General features: G+C 68.9%; 10 protein-coding genes. 4 read left to right on the forward strand and 6 right to left on the reverse strand.

Going from position 1 to position 14,355, the window contains the following annotated elements; translation table 11 throughout:
- Positions 1–19: 19 nt before the first annotated feature.
- The 4 genes from MDN94_RS09215 to MDN94_RS09230 form a co-directional block, all read right to left on the reverse strand.
- Complete coding sequence (locus MDN94_RS09215) at positions 20–514, reverse strand: phage holin family protein (protein ID WP_482725385.1); 495 nt, start codon at positions 512–514, stop codon at positions 20–22.
- A 54-nt stretch (positions 515–568) separates the two neighbouring features.
- Positions 569–1,966, reverse strand: a complete 1,398-nt coding sequence (nhaA, locus tag MDN94_RS09220; RefSeq protein WP_482725386.1) for a Na+/H+ antiporter NhaA — start codon at positions 1,964–1,966, stop codon at positions 569–571.
- Positions 1,967–2,158: 192 nt separating this feature from the next.
- Positions 2,159–4,114, reverse strand: a complete 1,956-nt coding sequence (gene acs / locus MDN94_RS09225) for an acetate--CoA ligase (protein WP_482725387.1) — start codon at positions 4,112–4,114, stop codon at positions 2,159–2,161.
- 225 nt (positions 4,115–4,339) lie between these two features.
- Positions 4,340–6,715: a SulP family inorganic anion transporter gene (locus MDN94_RS09230; RefSeq protein WP_482725388.1), complete on the reverse strand. Its 2,376-nt coding sequence runs from the start codon at positions 6,713–6,715 to the stop codon at positions 4,340–4,342.
- A gap of 288 nt (positions 6,716–7,003) precedes the next feature.
- Between MDN94_RS09230 and MDN94_RS09235 the strand changes: the two genes are divergently transcribed.
- Positions 7,004–8,302: a polysaccharide deacetylase family protein gene (locus tag MDN94_RS09235; RefSeq protein ID WP_482725389.1), complete on the forward strand. Its 1,299-nt coding sequence runs from the start codon at positions 7,004–7,006 to the stop codon at positions 8,300–8,302.
- A gap of 79 nt (positions 8,303–8,381) precedes the next feature.
- On the opposite strand, the gene MDN94_RS09240 is transcribed toward MDN94_RS09235, so the two are convergent.
- Complete coding sequence (locus MDN94_RS09240; protein WP_482725390.1) at positions 8,382–9,368, reverse strand: ATP-binding protein; 987 nt, start codon at positions 9,366–9,368, stop codon at positions 8,382–8,384.
- A gap of 103 nt (positions 9,369–9,471) precedes the next feature.
- On the opposite strand from MDN94_RS09240, the gene MDN94_RS09245 reads away from it, so the two are divergent.
- Positions 9,472–10,302 (forward strand): Fic family protein, encoded by an 831-nt coding sequence (locus MDN94_RS09245; protein ID WP_482725391.1) that lies wholly within the window; start codon positions 9,472–9,474, stop codon positions 10,300–10,302.
- Between the two features lie 408 nt (positions 10,303–10,710).
- On the opposite strand, the gene MDN94_RS09250 is transcribed toward MDN94_RS09245, so the two are convergent.
- Positions 10,711–11,559 carry an HAD family hydrolase gene (locus MDN94_RS09250; protein ID WP_441263563.1) on the reverse strand — a complete coding sequence of 283 codons (849 nt, stop codon included), beginning with the start codon at positions 11,557–11,559 and terminating at the stop codon, positions 10,711–10,713.
- A 534-nt stretch (positions 11,560–12,093) separates the two neighbouring features.
- On the opposite strand from MDN94_RS09250, the gene ssd reads away from it, so the two are divergent.
- Positions 12,094–13,197: a septum site-determining protein Ssd gene (gene ssd, locus MDN94_RS09255; protein ID WP_482725392.1), complete on the forward strand. Its 1,104-nt coding sequence runs from the start codon at positions 12,094–12,096 to the stop codon at positions 13,195–13,197.
- Entirely contained in the window at positions 13,194–14,342 is a 1,149-nt protein-coding gene (locus tag MDN94_RS09260) for a TadA family conjugal transfer-associated ATPase (RefSeq protein WP_482725393.1), read from the forward strand. Before ssd ends, MDN94_RS09260 begins: the two co-directional genes overlap by 4 nt.
- Positions 14,343–14,355: the final 13 nt, after the last annotated feature.

Below are 14,355 nucleotides of genomic sequence, written 5' to 3' on the forward strand. Positions count from 1 at the left end.
GCGACCCTCCTGTCGGGGATCACGCCGAAACCTTGTCCGACGCCGTGCTCCCGGAGGCCTTGGTCAGTTCCACACGGCGGGGATGCGGCTTGGCGTTGCCCAGCACCGCGGCGGTCTCCTTGGCGGAGGCGACCGTCTTCTGCGGGCCCTTGCCCTTCTTCGCCTTCTTGACGAAGATCACGCCGACCAGGGCGAGAAGACCGGCCACGATGATGTTGGCCGCGAACGAGAGCAGGAAGCAGTAGGCCAGATGCCAGCCGCCGCTCCACATGTGGATGAAGTAGGCGAGCGCGAAGCTCAGCATCGGCAACGAGAAGATCAGTACCGCGCCGGCCGCGGTGAACGCGGCGCCTCCCACCCCGGCCTTCTTCGCATCCTGCCGCAGCTGTGCCTTGGCCAGCGCGATCTCGTCGTGCACGAGCGCGGACATCTCGGCGGTCGCCGAGGCGACCAGCTGGCCGAGACTGCGGTCGGCGCCGACAGCGTTCGCTGTGGTGTTGCCGGGGTCGCTCATCGCTGACTCCCTCTCCTCTTCCACGGGGCCGGTGTTGTACGGTCCGATGTCAGATCATGCCGGACTGTCGCCGCCGTCGCTCGACACCCCGGCCGCTTCCGCCTTTCTGCGGTGCTCAGCCGCCTTCTCCTCGTAGATCGCGGCCATCCTCAGGTGGTAAGCCGGGTCGTCCTGCTCGTAGATGTCCGGGATGCCGGACATGTCCTCATCGCGCTCCTCCTCGGCCGCCAGTGCCTGGTAGACGCGTACCCGTCGCTTGAGCAGAACAGCCGCGAGGATTGCGGCGATCAGCGAGCCCATCAGGACCGAGGCCTTGACCTGGTCGGTGAGCGTCGCGTCCCCGGCGAAGGCGAGTTCGCCGATGAGGAGAGAGACCGTGAAGCCGATGCCTGCGAGCGTGGCGAGCGCCAGCACGTCGGGCCAGGCGAGGTCCTCGTTGAGTTCCGCCTTGGTGAAGCGCGCGGCCAGCCAGGTGCCGCCGAAGATGCCGACCGCCTTTCCGACCACCAGACCGAGGACGACACCGAGGGTCTCCGGCTGGGTGAAGACATCGGCGAGGGACTCGCCGGTGACGGCCACACCCGCGGAGAACAGCGCGAACAGCGGCACGGCGATGCCGGCGGACAGCGGCCGCACGAGATGCTCGATGTGCTCGCCCGGCGAGTGTTCCTCGCCCTCGCGCCGGCTGCAGCGCAGCATCAGACCCATTGCCACACCGGCGATCGTGGCGTGGACGCCGCTGTTGTACATCAGCCCCCACACGACGAGGGCCAGCGGCACGTACACGTACCAGCCGCGGACCCCCTTGCGCAGCAGCAGCCAGAACACAGCGAGGCCGACGACGGCCCCGCCGAGGGCCGCGAAATTCAGGTCGTTGGTGAAGAAGAGCGCGATGATCAAAATCGCGAACAGGTCGTCGACGACCGCGAGGGTCAGCAGGAAGGCGCGCAGCGCCGACGGCAGCGAGGTGCCGATGACGGCGAGGACGGCCAGCGCGAACGCGATGTCGGTAGCGGTCGGGACGGCCCATCCGGAGGCGGAACCGCCACCTGTGGTGGTGACGACGAGGTAGACGATCGCGGGCATAGCCATGCCGCACAGCGCGGCGATGACGGGCAGGGCGGCGGCCTTCGGATCGCGCAGCTCGCCGGCGACCAGTTCGCGCTTGAGCTCTATGCCGGCGACGAAGAAGAAGATCGCGAGCAGCCCGTCGGCCGCCCAGTGCTCGATGGACAGGTCGAGGCCCAAGGATGCGGGACCGATGTGGAAGTCGCTCACCGAGGTGTAGCTGTCGCCCAGCGGCGTGTTTGCCCAGATAAGAGCGACGACCGCCGCGAGCAGCAGGAGCACTCCGCCGACCGTCTCCGTGCGCAGAGCGTCCGCGACGTAGTTCCGCTCCGGCAGGGAGAGGCGTCCGAAGACCTTGCGGGGAGTGGGGCTGGGCGCGGCCACGAGATGGAACCTCCGTGCTGGTGGGCAGGACAAAACACTTGCCGACCAGACTTCCCGGCGCACCTTGGAATGCTCATCGCGTCATTGACGCGTTCTTCACTCTACAGAAGGCCGCCCCCAGGCATTCGGGAACGGAGCCGCGAGCAGGAACGGGCCCCTGGTGGGTCAGGGGCCCGTTCACCGAATACCGGGTCAGTCCTCGCTGGGTGCGCTGGGGAGCTTCGACTGGATGAGATCCATCACGGAGGAGTCCGTCAGCGTGGTGACGTCTCCCAGCTGGCGGTTCTCGGCGACGTCGCGCAGCAGTCGCCGCATGATCTTGCCGGAGCGGGTCTTCGGCAGCTCGGCCACTGGGAGGATCCGCTTGGGCTTGGCGATCGGCCCGAGCGTCGTGCCGACGTGGTTGCGCAGGTCGTCGACCAGGCTGTCGTCCTCGGTCGCCGAACCGCGGAGGATCACGAAGGCGACGATGGCCTGACCGGTGGTCTCGTCCGTGGCGCCCACGACCGCGGCCTCCGCCACCTTCGGGTGCGAGACGAGGGCCGACTCCACCTCGGTGGTCGAGATGTTGTGCCCGGATACCAGCATTACGTCGTCGACCCGGCCGAGCAGCCAGATGTCGCCGTCCTGGTCCTTCTTGGCGCCGTCGCCCGCGAAGTACTTGCCCTCGAAGCGCGACCAGTAGGTGTCGAGGAACCGCTGGTCGTCGCCCCAGATGGTGCGCAGCATCGACGGCCACGGCTCGGTGAGGACCAGGTAGCCGCCGCCCCCGTCGGGCACCTCGTTCGCCTCGTCATCCACGACGGTGGCCGAGATACCGGGCAGCGGGCGCTGCGCCGAACCGGGCTTCGCCGCGGTGACTCCGGGCAGCGGCGAGATCATCATCGCGCCCGTCTCCGTCTGCCACCAGGTGTCCACGACCGGGGTCTTGCCCGCGCCGATGTTCTCCCGGTACCAGATCCACGCCTCCGGGTTGATCGGCTCGCCGACGGAGCCGAGGACACGCAGGCTGCTCAGGTCGAACTTGGCGGGGATATCGTCGCCCCACTTCATGAACGTACGGATCGCAGTGGGCGCCGTGTAGAGGATCGTGACGCCGTACTTCTGGACGATTTCCCAGAAGCGGCCCTGGTGCGGGGTGTCGGGGGTGCCCTCATACATCACCTGCGTCGCACCGTTGGCGAGCGGGCCGTACACGATGTACGAGTGGCCGGTCACCCAGCCGATGTCGGCGGTGCACCAGTAGACGTCCGTCTCGGGCTTGAGATCGAACACGGCATGGTGCGTGTACGCCGTCTGGGTGAGGTAGCCGCCAGAAGTGTGCAGGATGCCCTTCGGCTTACCCGTCGTGCCCGAGGTGTAGAGGATGAAGAGCGGGTGCTCCGCGTCGAAGGCCTCGGGGGTGTGCTCGGAGGACTGCCGGCCGACGATGTCGTGCCACCACACGTCGCGGCCCTCGGTGAAGGCGGTCTCCTGACCGGTGCGCCGCACGACGAGTACGTGCTCGACCTGCGGGCAGCGGCTCACCGCCTCGTCGATCGCGGGCTTGAGGGCGCTCGGCTTGCCGCGGCGGTAGCCGCCGTCGGAGGTGATGACGAGCTTGGCGTCGGCGTCCTGGATGCGTGAGGCGACCGCATCCGCGGAGAAGCCGCCGAAGACAACCGAGTGTGCGGCGCCGATGCGGGCGCATGCCAGCATCGCGACGGCCGCCTCGGGAATCATCGGCAGGTAGACGGCTACCCGGTCGCCCTTGCGGACTCCCAGCTCGAGCAGGGCGTTGGCGGCCTTGGAGACCTCGTCCTTGAGCTCGGCATAGGTGATGGCGCGTCCGTCGCCGGGCTCGCCCTCGAAGTGGATGGCGACACGGTCGCCGTGGCCCGCCTCGACGTGGCGGTCCACGCAGTTGTACGCCACGTTCAGCTTGCCGTCGGCGAACCACTTGGCGAAGGGCGGGTTGGTCCAGTCGAGGGTCTCGGTCGGCTCGGTGGCCCAGCTGAGCCGACGCGCCTGCTCGGCCCAGAAGCCAAGCCTGTCCGCCGCGGCCTGTTCGTACGCCTCCGCCGTCACGTTGGCGTTCGCTGCCAGCTCGGCCGGCGGGGGGAACCGCCGCTCTTCTTTAAGAAGGTTGGCCAGGCTCTCGTTGCTCACGACATCTCCCTTTCCCAGGGCGTCTTCTGTGCGTATGTGTCCCAGGCCATAGCTCATCAGCCGGAGGGCCGGGTGACAAGGGCCTTCCGGATATTGGTTTAGACCTGTGGGCACCCCTCGTCCCCGGGCGGTGGGGACGAGGGGCCACACGTTCTCACGGACGGGGACCGCTCAGGGTTCATCCGTGCCGTCCAGGCGTGCCGTGGAGCAGGTCCGCCACACGCCTCAGCTGTGCGACTTTTCGAGCGCGGACGGTGCCGGTGCCACTCTGTCGAAGACCTCGTCGATCTCCTGCTCCGCCGCACTCGTGAGGAGGTACGCCTGTGCCTCGCCGACGTGGAAGTACATGCCGTGCAGTTGGAGCGAGCCCTCGGCGAGTCGTCGGGCGACCGACTCGTGGGCCCTCAGATGCTCCAGTTGCTGGACGACGTTGGTCAGGCAGAGCTGCTCCACCGCGTCGGTGGGCATGCGTCCGGAGATCCTGGCCCAGGAGCGGTGGCGGTTCTTCATCCGCTGGAGGCTGGGACGTCCGTGCCGCAGCCAGCGGGCGAGCGGTGTGGCGGTGCCGTCGGGCGGGCTGTTCAGCAGGGCCTGCATCGCGCCGCAGCCCGAATGCCCGCAGACGGTGATCGAATCCACCTCGAGGACGTCGACGGCGTACTCGATTGCTGCTGCGACGGAGTCGTCCGCCCCCTTCTCGCCGGGCAGCGGCACGAGATTGCCCACATTGCGCACCGTGAACAGATCACCCGGTCCGCTCGCCGTGATCATGCTGGTCACCAGCCGGGAGTCCGCGCAGGTGATGAACAGCTGGGACGGCCGCTGCCCCTCGCGTGCCAGCCGGGCCAGCTCGTCGCGTACCAATGGGGCGGTGTTGCGTTGGAAGGAGCTCAACCCGTTGGCCAGGTGATGGGTGTCCGTGTCGCGGGGACGGCCGTCGCAATGGTGGTTGCGCCATGGGGTCCAGGGCCGGCAGCAGCCGTGGGTCTCGTCGGCCGGCTCGCTGATCCGGCCGCCGGCCCGCCCGGTCACCTCGACGGTGCCCCCCTGGGAGGAGTGGGAGGTTTGCCAGTCGTGCAGGGCCTCATAGGCGGCGTGGTCCATGAAGGAGCCGTCCAACTCGACCACGCAGGGGGCTCCGTGGGGCACCTGGCTCAGCATCCGGCTCAGCCTGGGCACGGCGAGGAACGTCAGCTGCCCTCGGGCGCGCACCCGATGGACACCGTCCCGTTCCTCGACGGTGATCCGCGTGCGGGTGAGCCGGTGCAGCGCGACTGCCACCGCCACAGCGATGCCGATGACGACGCCTTCCAGCACGCCGGTGAGGACGACAGCCGTCAGCGTGGCCGCGTAGACCAGCATCTCGCGGTTCTTCTTCACGCTGCGCAGGTGCGTGATGTTGACCATCTGGACACCCACGACCATGACCAGCGCCGCCAGCGCGGCCAGCGGGATCAGATCGAGGACCGGCACCAGCAGCAGAGCCGCCACCACGACCCATAGGCCGTGCAGCATGGTGGAGTTGCGGCTCACGGCGCCGGCCGAGACGTTCGCGGAGCTGCGCACCGCGACGCCGGTGACGGGCAGCCCTCCGAGAGCCCCGGACACCATGTTCGCCGCGCCCTGCCCCGCGAGCTCACGGTCCAGATCGGCGCGGGGGATGCGTACGGTCGGCTTCTTGCGGGCGGCGACCAGTTTGTCGATGGCGACGGCCGACAGGAGGGACTCCACGCTCCCGACGAGCGTGATGGTGAGGACCGCGGCGAGCAGGCCGAGCACCGGACCCTCCGGAAGTTCGGGCAGCGCGTGCGAACGCCAGGAGGGCAGGTCGACCCGCGGCTGGTGCAGTCCGGCGAAGACCGCGAGCGCCGTGGCGGCGGCCACTGCCGCTAGGGCGGCGGGGATCTTCCGGACGATCCTGCCGGTGCGCCCGGGCACCCGCGGCCAGATCAGCAGCACGGCGACCGTCAGGATGCTGACGGACAGCGCGGCCGGGTGGAGTTCGGCCAACTGGGCGGGCAGGCCGAGCACGTTGCTCACTGCCGAGCTCTGGGGTGTGCCGCCGAGGACGATGTGGAGCTGGGCGAGGGCGATCGTGGCGCCGATGCCCGCGAGCATGCCGTGCACGATCGCGGGGCTCACGGCGAGGGCCGACCGGGCCACCCGCAGGGCGGACAGGGCGAGTTGGCAGAGGCCGGCGAGGACGGTGATGGCGCATGTGGTGCGCCAGCCGTACTGCTGGATCAACTCGGCCGTCACGACGGTCAGTCCTGCGGCGGGGCCGCTGACCTGGAGCGGTGCTCCGCCGAGCCGGCCGACGACGATGCCTCCGACCGCCGCGGCGACGAGACCGGCCTGGAGCGGCGCGCCGGTCGCGAGTGCGATGCCGAGAGACAGCGGGAGTGCGATCAGAAAGACGGCGACGGACGCGGAGACATCGGCGCCGTGGATGCGGAAGCGGCGGTCGTTGCCGGACGGCGGACCGTGCGGGCGCTGGAAGTGTGATTCGGGGGCCAGCAGGTTCGTGCGGGCGGGGTCGTTCTCGTGGGGGTCGTCGGGCTGGTGAGAAGCGTCGTCGGTACGCGTAGGGGCGTAGGACATGGTTCCCGTCTCCTCCGGGGCGGCGCGGTCGCGGAATGGGGGGACGCGGCCGTGGGTCACGGCGTGCAGCGGCGGGATACTTCAAACGTTCGGTAAATGGATCGTAATGCAGAGTAAAGACTCGGGCATTATTTTCCGTGCAAATAGGGCAGAACTTCACCCGATGTGGTGATTAGTAATTTCATAACGGCTCGTCGCTCGCCCTCTCCGTTCACCTCGATGCGACTTTGACGGCTCCGTATGCACCGCCGTCAGACAGTCGTATAGGCACAGGAATGAGGTGGGCGGATGTTGGCCGCCACGAAGAGGGTCGTCGCCGTCGGCACGGTCGCCACGGCGCTGATCGCAGGTCTCGCAGGGTGTTCCGAATCGAGGGCGCCGGGCGGCTCGGCCGGTGAACAGGGCGCTTCCGGCGGGAAGGAAGGTGTCGCCGCACCGAAGAGCGCCGTACGCCTCATCGGCGATGGTTCAACGGCCTTCACCGGCGCCCAGCCGGGGCTCCTTCGGCCCGAACGCCTCAAGCCCGGCCAGAAGCCCCCCCAGTTCGTGGTCTTCTCCTGGGACGGTGCCGGTGAGGACAGCCAGAAGCTGTTCTCGCGCTTCCGCGAAGTCGGCAAGAAGTACGACGCGACGATGACGTACTTCCTCAGCGGCGTCTATCTCCTCCCTGAGGAGAAGCGCACGATGTACAACCCGCCGCAGCACTCGGCCGGCCGCTCCGACATCGGCTTCAACGACGTCGACGGGATCAAGGACACCGTCCGTGAGCTGCGTGCTGCCTGGCTGGACGGCAACGAGGTGGGGACCCACTTCAACGGCCACTTCTGCGGCAAGGACGGCGGGGTGGGCACCTGGTCCGTCGAGGAGTGGAAGAGCGAGATCAGTCAGGCCAAGTCATTCGTCAAGAACTGGAAGACGAACGCGGGCCTGGCCTCCATGGACCCGCTTCCGTTCGACTACGACAGAGAACTCATCGGCGCCCGTACGCCGTGCCTCGAGGGCCGCGACAACTTCATCCGCGCCGCGAGCGAACTCGGCTTCCGCTACGACACCAGCGGCGTCAACAACCAGGTGTGGCCGAAGAAGGAACTCGGCCTGTGGGACCTCTCGCTCCAGATGGTTCCGGTGCCCGGCCGCGCCTTCGAGACGCTGGCGATGGACTACAACTTCATGGTCAACCAGTCCGGCACCACCAAGGGGGACCCGTCGAAGCACGTCTACTGGGGCAACCAGATGCGCGACGGCCTGATCCAGGCCTTCGACCGCGCCTACGAGGGCAACCGTGCGCCGCTGATCATCGGCAACCACTTCGAGTCCTGGAACGGCGGCACTTACATGCGTGCCATTGAGCAGACGATCGCGACGGTGTGCGTGAAGAGCGACGTGAAGTGCGTGTCGTTCCGTCAACTCGTGGACTGGCTGGACGCACAGGACCCGAAGGTGATCGAGAAGATGCGGGGTCTCGATGTCGGCGAGGCGCCGCAGGGCGGCTGGACGCAGTTCCTGGCCAAGCCGGTGGCTCCGGCGGCTCCGCCGGCCGACAAGGCTGCCAAGAACCGGGTCGAGGAGCCGGTCGAGAAGCGATGAACTGACGTGGCCTGCGCCGAGCGCGCATGACAGCGGCCGGTCCCGTCCCCGACGCCGGGGACGGGACCGGCCGGCGGCGTCAGCCGGGCTGCGCGACAGGGGCGTGCTCACCGAGCATGAACGTGGGATCGATCTGCGCCGCCAGGTCGGCTCCCGTCCTGGCGTTTCCCCAGCTCTCGGCGTTCTTCAGGTGGAAGTGCACCATCTGCCGTGTGTAGCGCTCCCAGTCCCGCGCCGCGTACGAGTCCTCCGCCGCGTTCTGCAGGCTCTGCAGGGCCATGCGGTTGTCCGCCTCCAACAGCTCGAAACGGGGCGGACGCCCTTTCTCCATGGCGCGTACCCAGTTGGAGTGCCCCACGGTGACGAGCAGGTCGTCGCCGACCTCCGCCCTGAGGAACGCGATGTCGTCCTCACACTGCACCTTGTTGCCCACGACCTTCAGGGCCACACCGAAGTCGCGGGCGTACTCCTTGTACTGGCGGTACACGGAAACGCCCTTGAGGGTGGGCTCTGCCACCAGGAACGTCATGTCGAAGCGGGTGAACATCCCGGAGGCGAACGAGTCGGAGCCGGCGGTCATGTCGACCACCACGTACTCGTCCGGGCCGTCCACGAGGTGGTTCAGACAGAGCTCGACCGCTCCGACCTTGGAGTGGTAGCAGGAAACACCGAGATCCGACTCGGTGAAGGGGCCGGTGGCCATCAAGCGGATGTCGCCGTCGTCGAGCCGGACCGTCCGGGCGCACGCGTCGTACACCGGGTTGTCCTCGACCACGCGCAGCAGCCGCGATCCCTCCCCGGGAGGTGTGGTCTTGATCATCGTGTCGGCCGAGGTGATGCGTGGGTTGGAGCCGCGCAGATAATCCTTGATCAGCGGCAGATGCGCGCCCATCGCGGGCAGCGACGCCGCTTCTGCCTCGTCGAGACCGAGCGCGGCCCCCAGGTGCTGGTTGATGTCGGCGTCCACCGCGATGACGTGCGCCTCGTTGGCGGCCAGGTGACGAATGAAGAGGGAGGACAGGGTCGTCTTGCCGCTGCCGCCCTTCCCTACGAAAGCGATCTTCATGTTCACCTAGAGTAGCGGAGTGATTGCTTGGGGTCGCCGTGAAGGGTGAGGAAGACCACTCCAATGTGGGCGGGACCCGCTCGCGCGCGTAACCTCGCTACTTATGAGTACGAACGCCTCGTCGGCCGATCCCCTCGCCGCCCTCGGTGCCCTGCCGGGTGTTGCCGACTCCGTTGATTCCGTGCGGAAGGCCGTCGACAGGGTCTACGGGCACCGGGTCATGCGCCGCCGCGGCAACGAGATCACCTCCGAGGCCGCCCTGCGCGGAGCGCGTGGTTCCGCCGCACTGTCCGGGGCGGACTGGGCCCTGGAGGAGGTGCGCAGGCGTACCGACTTCGGCAGCGAGCCGGAGGCGCGCACCGTCGGCGCCGCCCTGCGGCTCACGGCCGAAGCAGGGCAACTGCTCTCCATCTGGCGGCAGTCGCCGCTGCGCGTCCTGGCTCGGCTGCACCTTGTCGCGGCCGGCCGCGCGGGCGACGACGACACCGTGGGTCGCCCGCGGCTGCCCGGCGAGACCGTGGACGAGCCGCTGATCAACGCGCCGCTGCCGGACGTCGCCGAGGTGACGGGCCGACTGGACGGTCTGGCAGAGTTGATCATCGCAGGCACCGAAGCGCCTGCCCTGGTGACGGCCGCGGTGGTGCACGGCGAGCTCCTGGCCCTGCGGCCGTTCGGTTCCTGCAACGGGCTGGTCGCCAGGGCGGCCGAGCGGATCGTGCTCGTCGGCAGCGGACTCGACCCGAAATCGATCTGCCCGGCCGAGGTGGGCCATGCCGAGCAGGGCAGAGCCGCTTATGTCGCCGCCTTCGAGGCGTATCTGACCGGTACGCCGGAGGGGCTCGCCGCGTGGATCGCCCACTGCGGCCGCGCGGTGGAACTCGGCGTCAGGGAGTCGACGGCGGTGTGCGAGGCGCTTCAGCGCGGCGCTGCCTGAGGCTGCTCCCTGAGCTGCGGAAAGTCCTGGGAACGGGTTGCGGCGGTACCGCTTCCGGTACCGCCGCTGGCATGAGCCCCGAGTTACCATGCGTCCTCGAAATGTTGCCCATCAGGTCGGGTACTTTGCCCGTCACCTGGTGCGGCTGGCCCGTAATCGACGGGTCGACGTCGCGTGGGTGCTCAGTTTTCATGCTTCGGTCCGTGGGGCCTTTTGCGTTACAGATGATCCTTTCGGATGTACTCGGTCTCGCGGGCCGTGACTCCTTTGTACTACTGCGGCCACGGATGGGAAAGGCCTGCCTGCAGTTCTTTACTTTTAGGTTCAAATACGGGCGAACCGAAGCTGACTTGATCGGCGAGTGCCGACCAGTCTCCCGGGGGTCCGCACTCCGGGAGACGGCGCGAATCAGCCGACGGCAGTCTGTGCGGCGGCGGTCCGCCGGCGGCTGGCGTACCAGACGAGCCCGGCCGTGGCCGCTGCCGCTCCGACGGCGGCCATGGCGATCAGGGCGGGCCGCGGCGCCATCGAGAAGCCGGGCAGTCGCTGCTTCAAGCGCACCGGACGGTGGAAGTCGAGAATCGGCCAGTCGCGCAGGACCGCCTCACGGCGCAGCCCTCGCCCCGGGTTCACCGCGTAAGGATGTCCCACGGCCGCGAGCATGGGGACGTCGGTGACCGAGTCGCTGTACGCGTAACTGCGCGCCAGGTCGTACCCCTCGGACTCGGCGAGTTCTCGAATCGCCTCGGCCTTGGTGGGCCCGTAGGCGTAGTAGCCCACCTCGCCGGTGAAGCAGCCGTCGTCGCCGACCACCATGCGGGTGGCCACCACGCGGTCGGCGCCGAGCAGCTCGCCGATCGGCTCCACGACCTCGGCGCCGGAGGTGGAGACGATCACCACGTCGCGGCCGGCGGCGTGATGCTCCTCGATGAGCGAGGCGGCCTCGTCGTAGATGATCGGGTCGATGAGGTCGTGGAGAGTCTCGGCGACGATCTCCTTGACCTGCTGGACGTTCCAGCCTTTGCAGAGCATGGAGAGGTACTCGCGCATCCGCTCCATCTGGTCGTGGTCCGCACCGCCTGCGAGAAAAACGAACTGGGCATAGGCGGTACGCAGTACGGCGCGCCGGTTGATCAGCCCGCCCTGGTAGAAGGACTTGCTGAAGGTCAGAGTCGATGACTTCGCAATGACCGTCTTGTCCAGGTCAAAGAAGGCGGCTGTGCGCGGCAAGGAGTGGTTTTCCACGAGGCAGAGCATATGTGCCCGCCATTCGGCGTACGCTCGGGCGTGTGGGTTTGCCTGAGAAGGCTGTCGGGTACACCATGGAAGTCACGGATCGTTCGCGACCGTGCTAACCCGGTCCGGCTCCTCCCCCCCCGAGTCGGCCGGAGAGACGACCCCCGCTCTCCCCCCCGGCGGGGGTCGTCGCATGTCCGGGCGCGTTTTCCGGCTCTCCCGCGCTTCCGTCGCCGGTGTTCGCCATTCGATCGGATCAGGACGGCACCGGACGGCTCACCCCCGGATCGGTCACTGCATGTAGTCGTCGGGCTGCTCTCCGAGAGTCTTCCGAACAGTGTGCAGTGTGGCTCAAGGCTCTGTCCATGAGTCATCAAGCGCTCACCGGTATGAGCTACCGGGATATTCACAAGTGGCGAGTTGTCCACAGTTTTTCAGCAAGATCCACACGATTTTTCACTGGACCGCACCGTGATTCCAGCCGCGTAAGTCGCGGGCCGAAGGAATCACGGATCTCGATGCGATGCGAGATCGCAGAGGGAAGGGGTGGAGATCGTGGCCGGATCCATCACATCAGACCGCTCGCGCGCCGCGGAGGAGCGGCCTGGCGGACCCTTGATCGTCACCGAGGACATGGAGCTGCTGGACGATCTGCTTCGGCTGTGCGCCGCAGCGGGCGCAGAGCCGGAGGTCCACCATTCGCCACCGGAGCGGAAGGGCGGCTGGGAGGACGCGCCGCTCGTCCTCGTCGGCGACGATGCCGCCGCCCGCTGCCACGGCGCCTCGCGCAGGCGCGGGGTGTTCCTGGTGGGCAAGGACCAGGACAACCCCGACGTATGGCGGCGAGCCGTGGAGATCGGGGCCGACTGCGTGTTGCGGCTGCCCGACGCGGAGAGCTGGCTGGTGGACCGGATCGCGGATGTGGCCGAAGGCGTCGGGCGTCAGGCACTGACCGTGGGGGTGATCGGCGGCCGAGGCGGCGCAGGGGCTTCGACCCTGGCCGCCGCTCTCGCGGTGACCGCCGCACGCGGCGGAAGTCGCACGATGCTGGTCGACGGCGATCCGCTCGGCGGAGGACTGGACGTACTGCTCGGAGGCGAGCACACGGAAGGCTTGCGATGGCCGGATTTCGCCGCTTCGAAGGGCCGTGTCGCCGGCGGTGCGCTGGAGGAGTCGCTGCCTGAACTGCACGCGCTGCGCGTGCTCAGCTGGGACCGCGGCGATTCCGTCGTCATCCCACCGGAGGCCATGAGGTCCGTCCTGGCGGCCGCCCGTCGGCGAGGCGGAGTGGTGGTCGTCGATCTGCCCCGGCGGGTCGACGAGGGCGTGGCGGAGGCCCTGGCCCAGCTCGATCTCGGGCTGCTCGTCGTACCGGGCGAGCTGCGAGCGGTCGCCGCGGCGAACAGGGTCGCCTCCGCCGTGGGCATGGTCCTGGCGGACCTGCGCGTGGTGTGCCGAGGTCCTTACGCGCCCGGGCTGGACGATCAGTGGGTGGCGGCCGCCCTAGGACTGCCGCTCGCCGGTGAACTTCCGACAGAGCCCGGACTGGCGGCCGCGCAGACCGCCGGAGCGCCACCGGGGGGCAGCGGCCGGGGACCGCTTGCCAGGTTCTGCAGCGCGTTCTGGGAGCGTGCGCTGGTGGGGGAGGGCATCGCATGAGCTCCGGACTGCTGGAGGCAGTACGGCAGCGACTGGCGGAGAGCGGCGCGGAGCCCACGCCGGCCCGCGTGGCCGCGGCCCTGCGGGCACAGGGCCGGCTGCTGGGCGACGCCGAAGTGCTGGGCGGCACGGAGCGGTTGCGCTGTGAGCTGGTGGGTACGGGGCCGCTGGAGCCGCTCTTGGCAGACCCGTCGGTCACGGACGTGCTGGTTTCCGCGCCCGACCGGGTATGGGTGGACCGGGGCAGGGGCCTGGAGCTCACCGAGGTGACGTTCGCGGACGCGGCGTCGGTGCGCAGACTGGCCCAGCGGCTCGCGGCAGTGGCAGAGCGGCGGCTGGACGACGCCCGTCCATGGGTGGACGCCCGGCTGCCCGACGGGACACGCATGCATGCCGTGATCCCTCCCGTGGCCGTCGGCTCGACGTGTCTTTCGCTGCGCGTCGTGCGGCCCCGTGCGTTCTCGGTCGGAGAGTTGGTCACCGCCGGCACGGTGCCACCCGGCGGGGACAGGCTGCTGCGGGCCCTGATCGAGGCCCGGCTCTCGTTCCTGATCAGCGGCGGGACCGGTTCGGGTAAGACGACGCTGCTCAGCACCCTGCTGGGGATGGTCGGGGAGCGGGAGCGCATCGTCCTGGCCGAGGATTCGGCCGAACTGAGACCCGAGCATCCGCATGTGGTGCGCCTGGAGTCGCGCACGGCGAACCAGGAGGGTGCGGGACGCGTGACCTTGAGGGACCTGGTGAGGCAGGCCCTGCGCATGCGCCCCGACCGGCTGGTGGTCGGAGAGGTCCGGGGCGCGGAGGTGACCGAACTCCTGGCGGCCCTCAATACAGGCCACGAAGGCGGCTGCGGCACGGTCCACGCGAACGCGGCGGCGGACGTGCCGGCTCGGCTGGAGGCGCTGGGCACCGCGGCCGGGCTCGATCGGGCCGCGCTGCACAGCCAGTTGGCCGCTGCTCTCGCGGTGGTGATCCACCTCGTGCGGGACGGAGCAGGCAGGCGGCGGCTGGCAGAGATCCATGTGCTGGAGCGGGACGCGGCGGGACTGGTGGTGACGGTGCCCGCCCTGAGATGGGCCAAGGGGGCGTTCGCGGCCGAGGCAGGCTGGGAGCGGCTGCGGACCCTGATCGGTGATGCGCTGTGACAGCCGTCCAGTC

The sequence above is a fragment of the Streptomyces sp. WAC00040 genome, assembly GCF_056835925.1.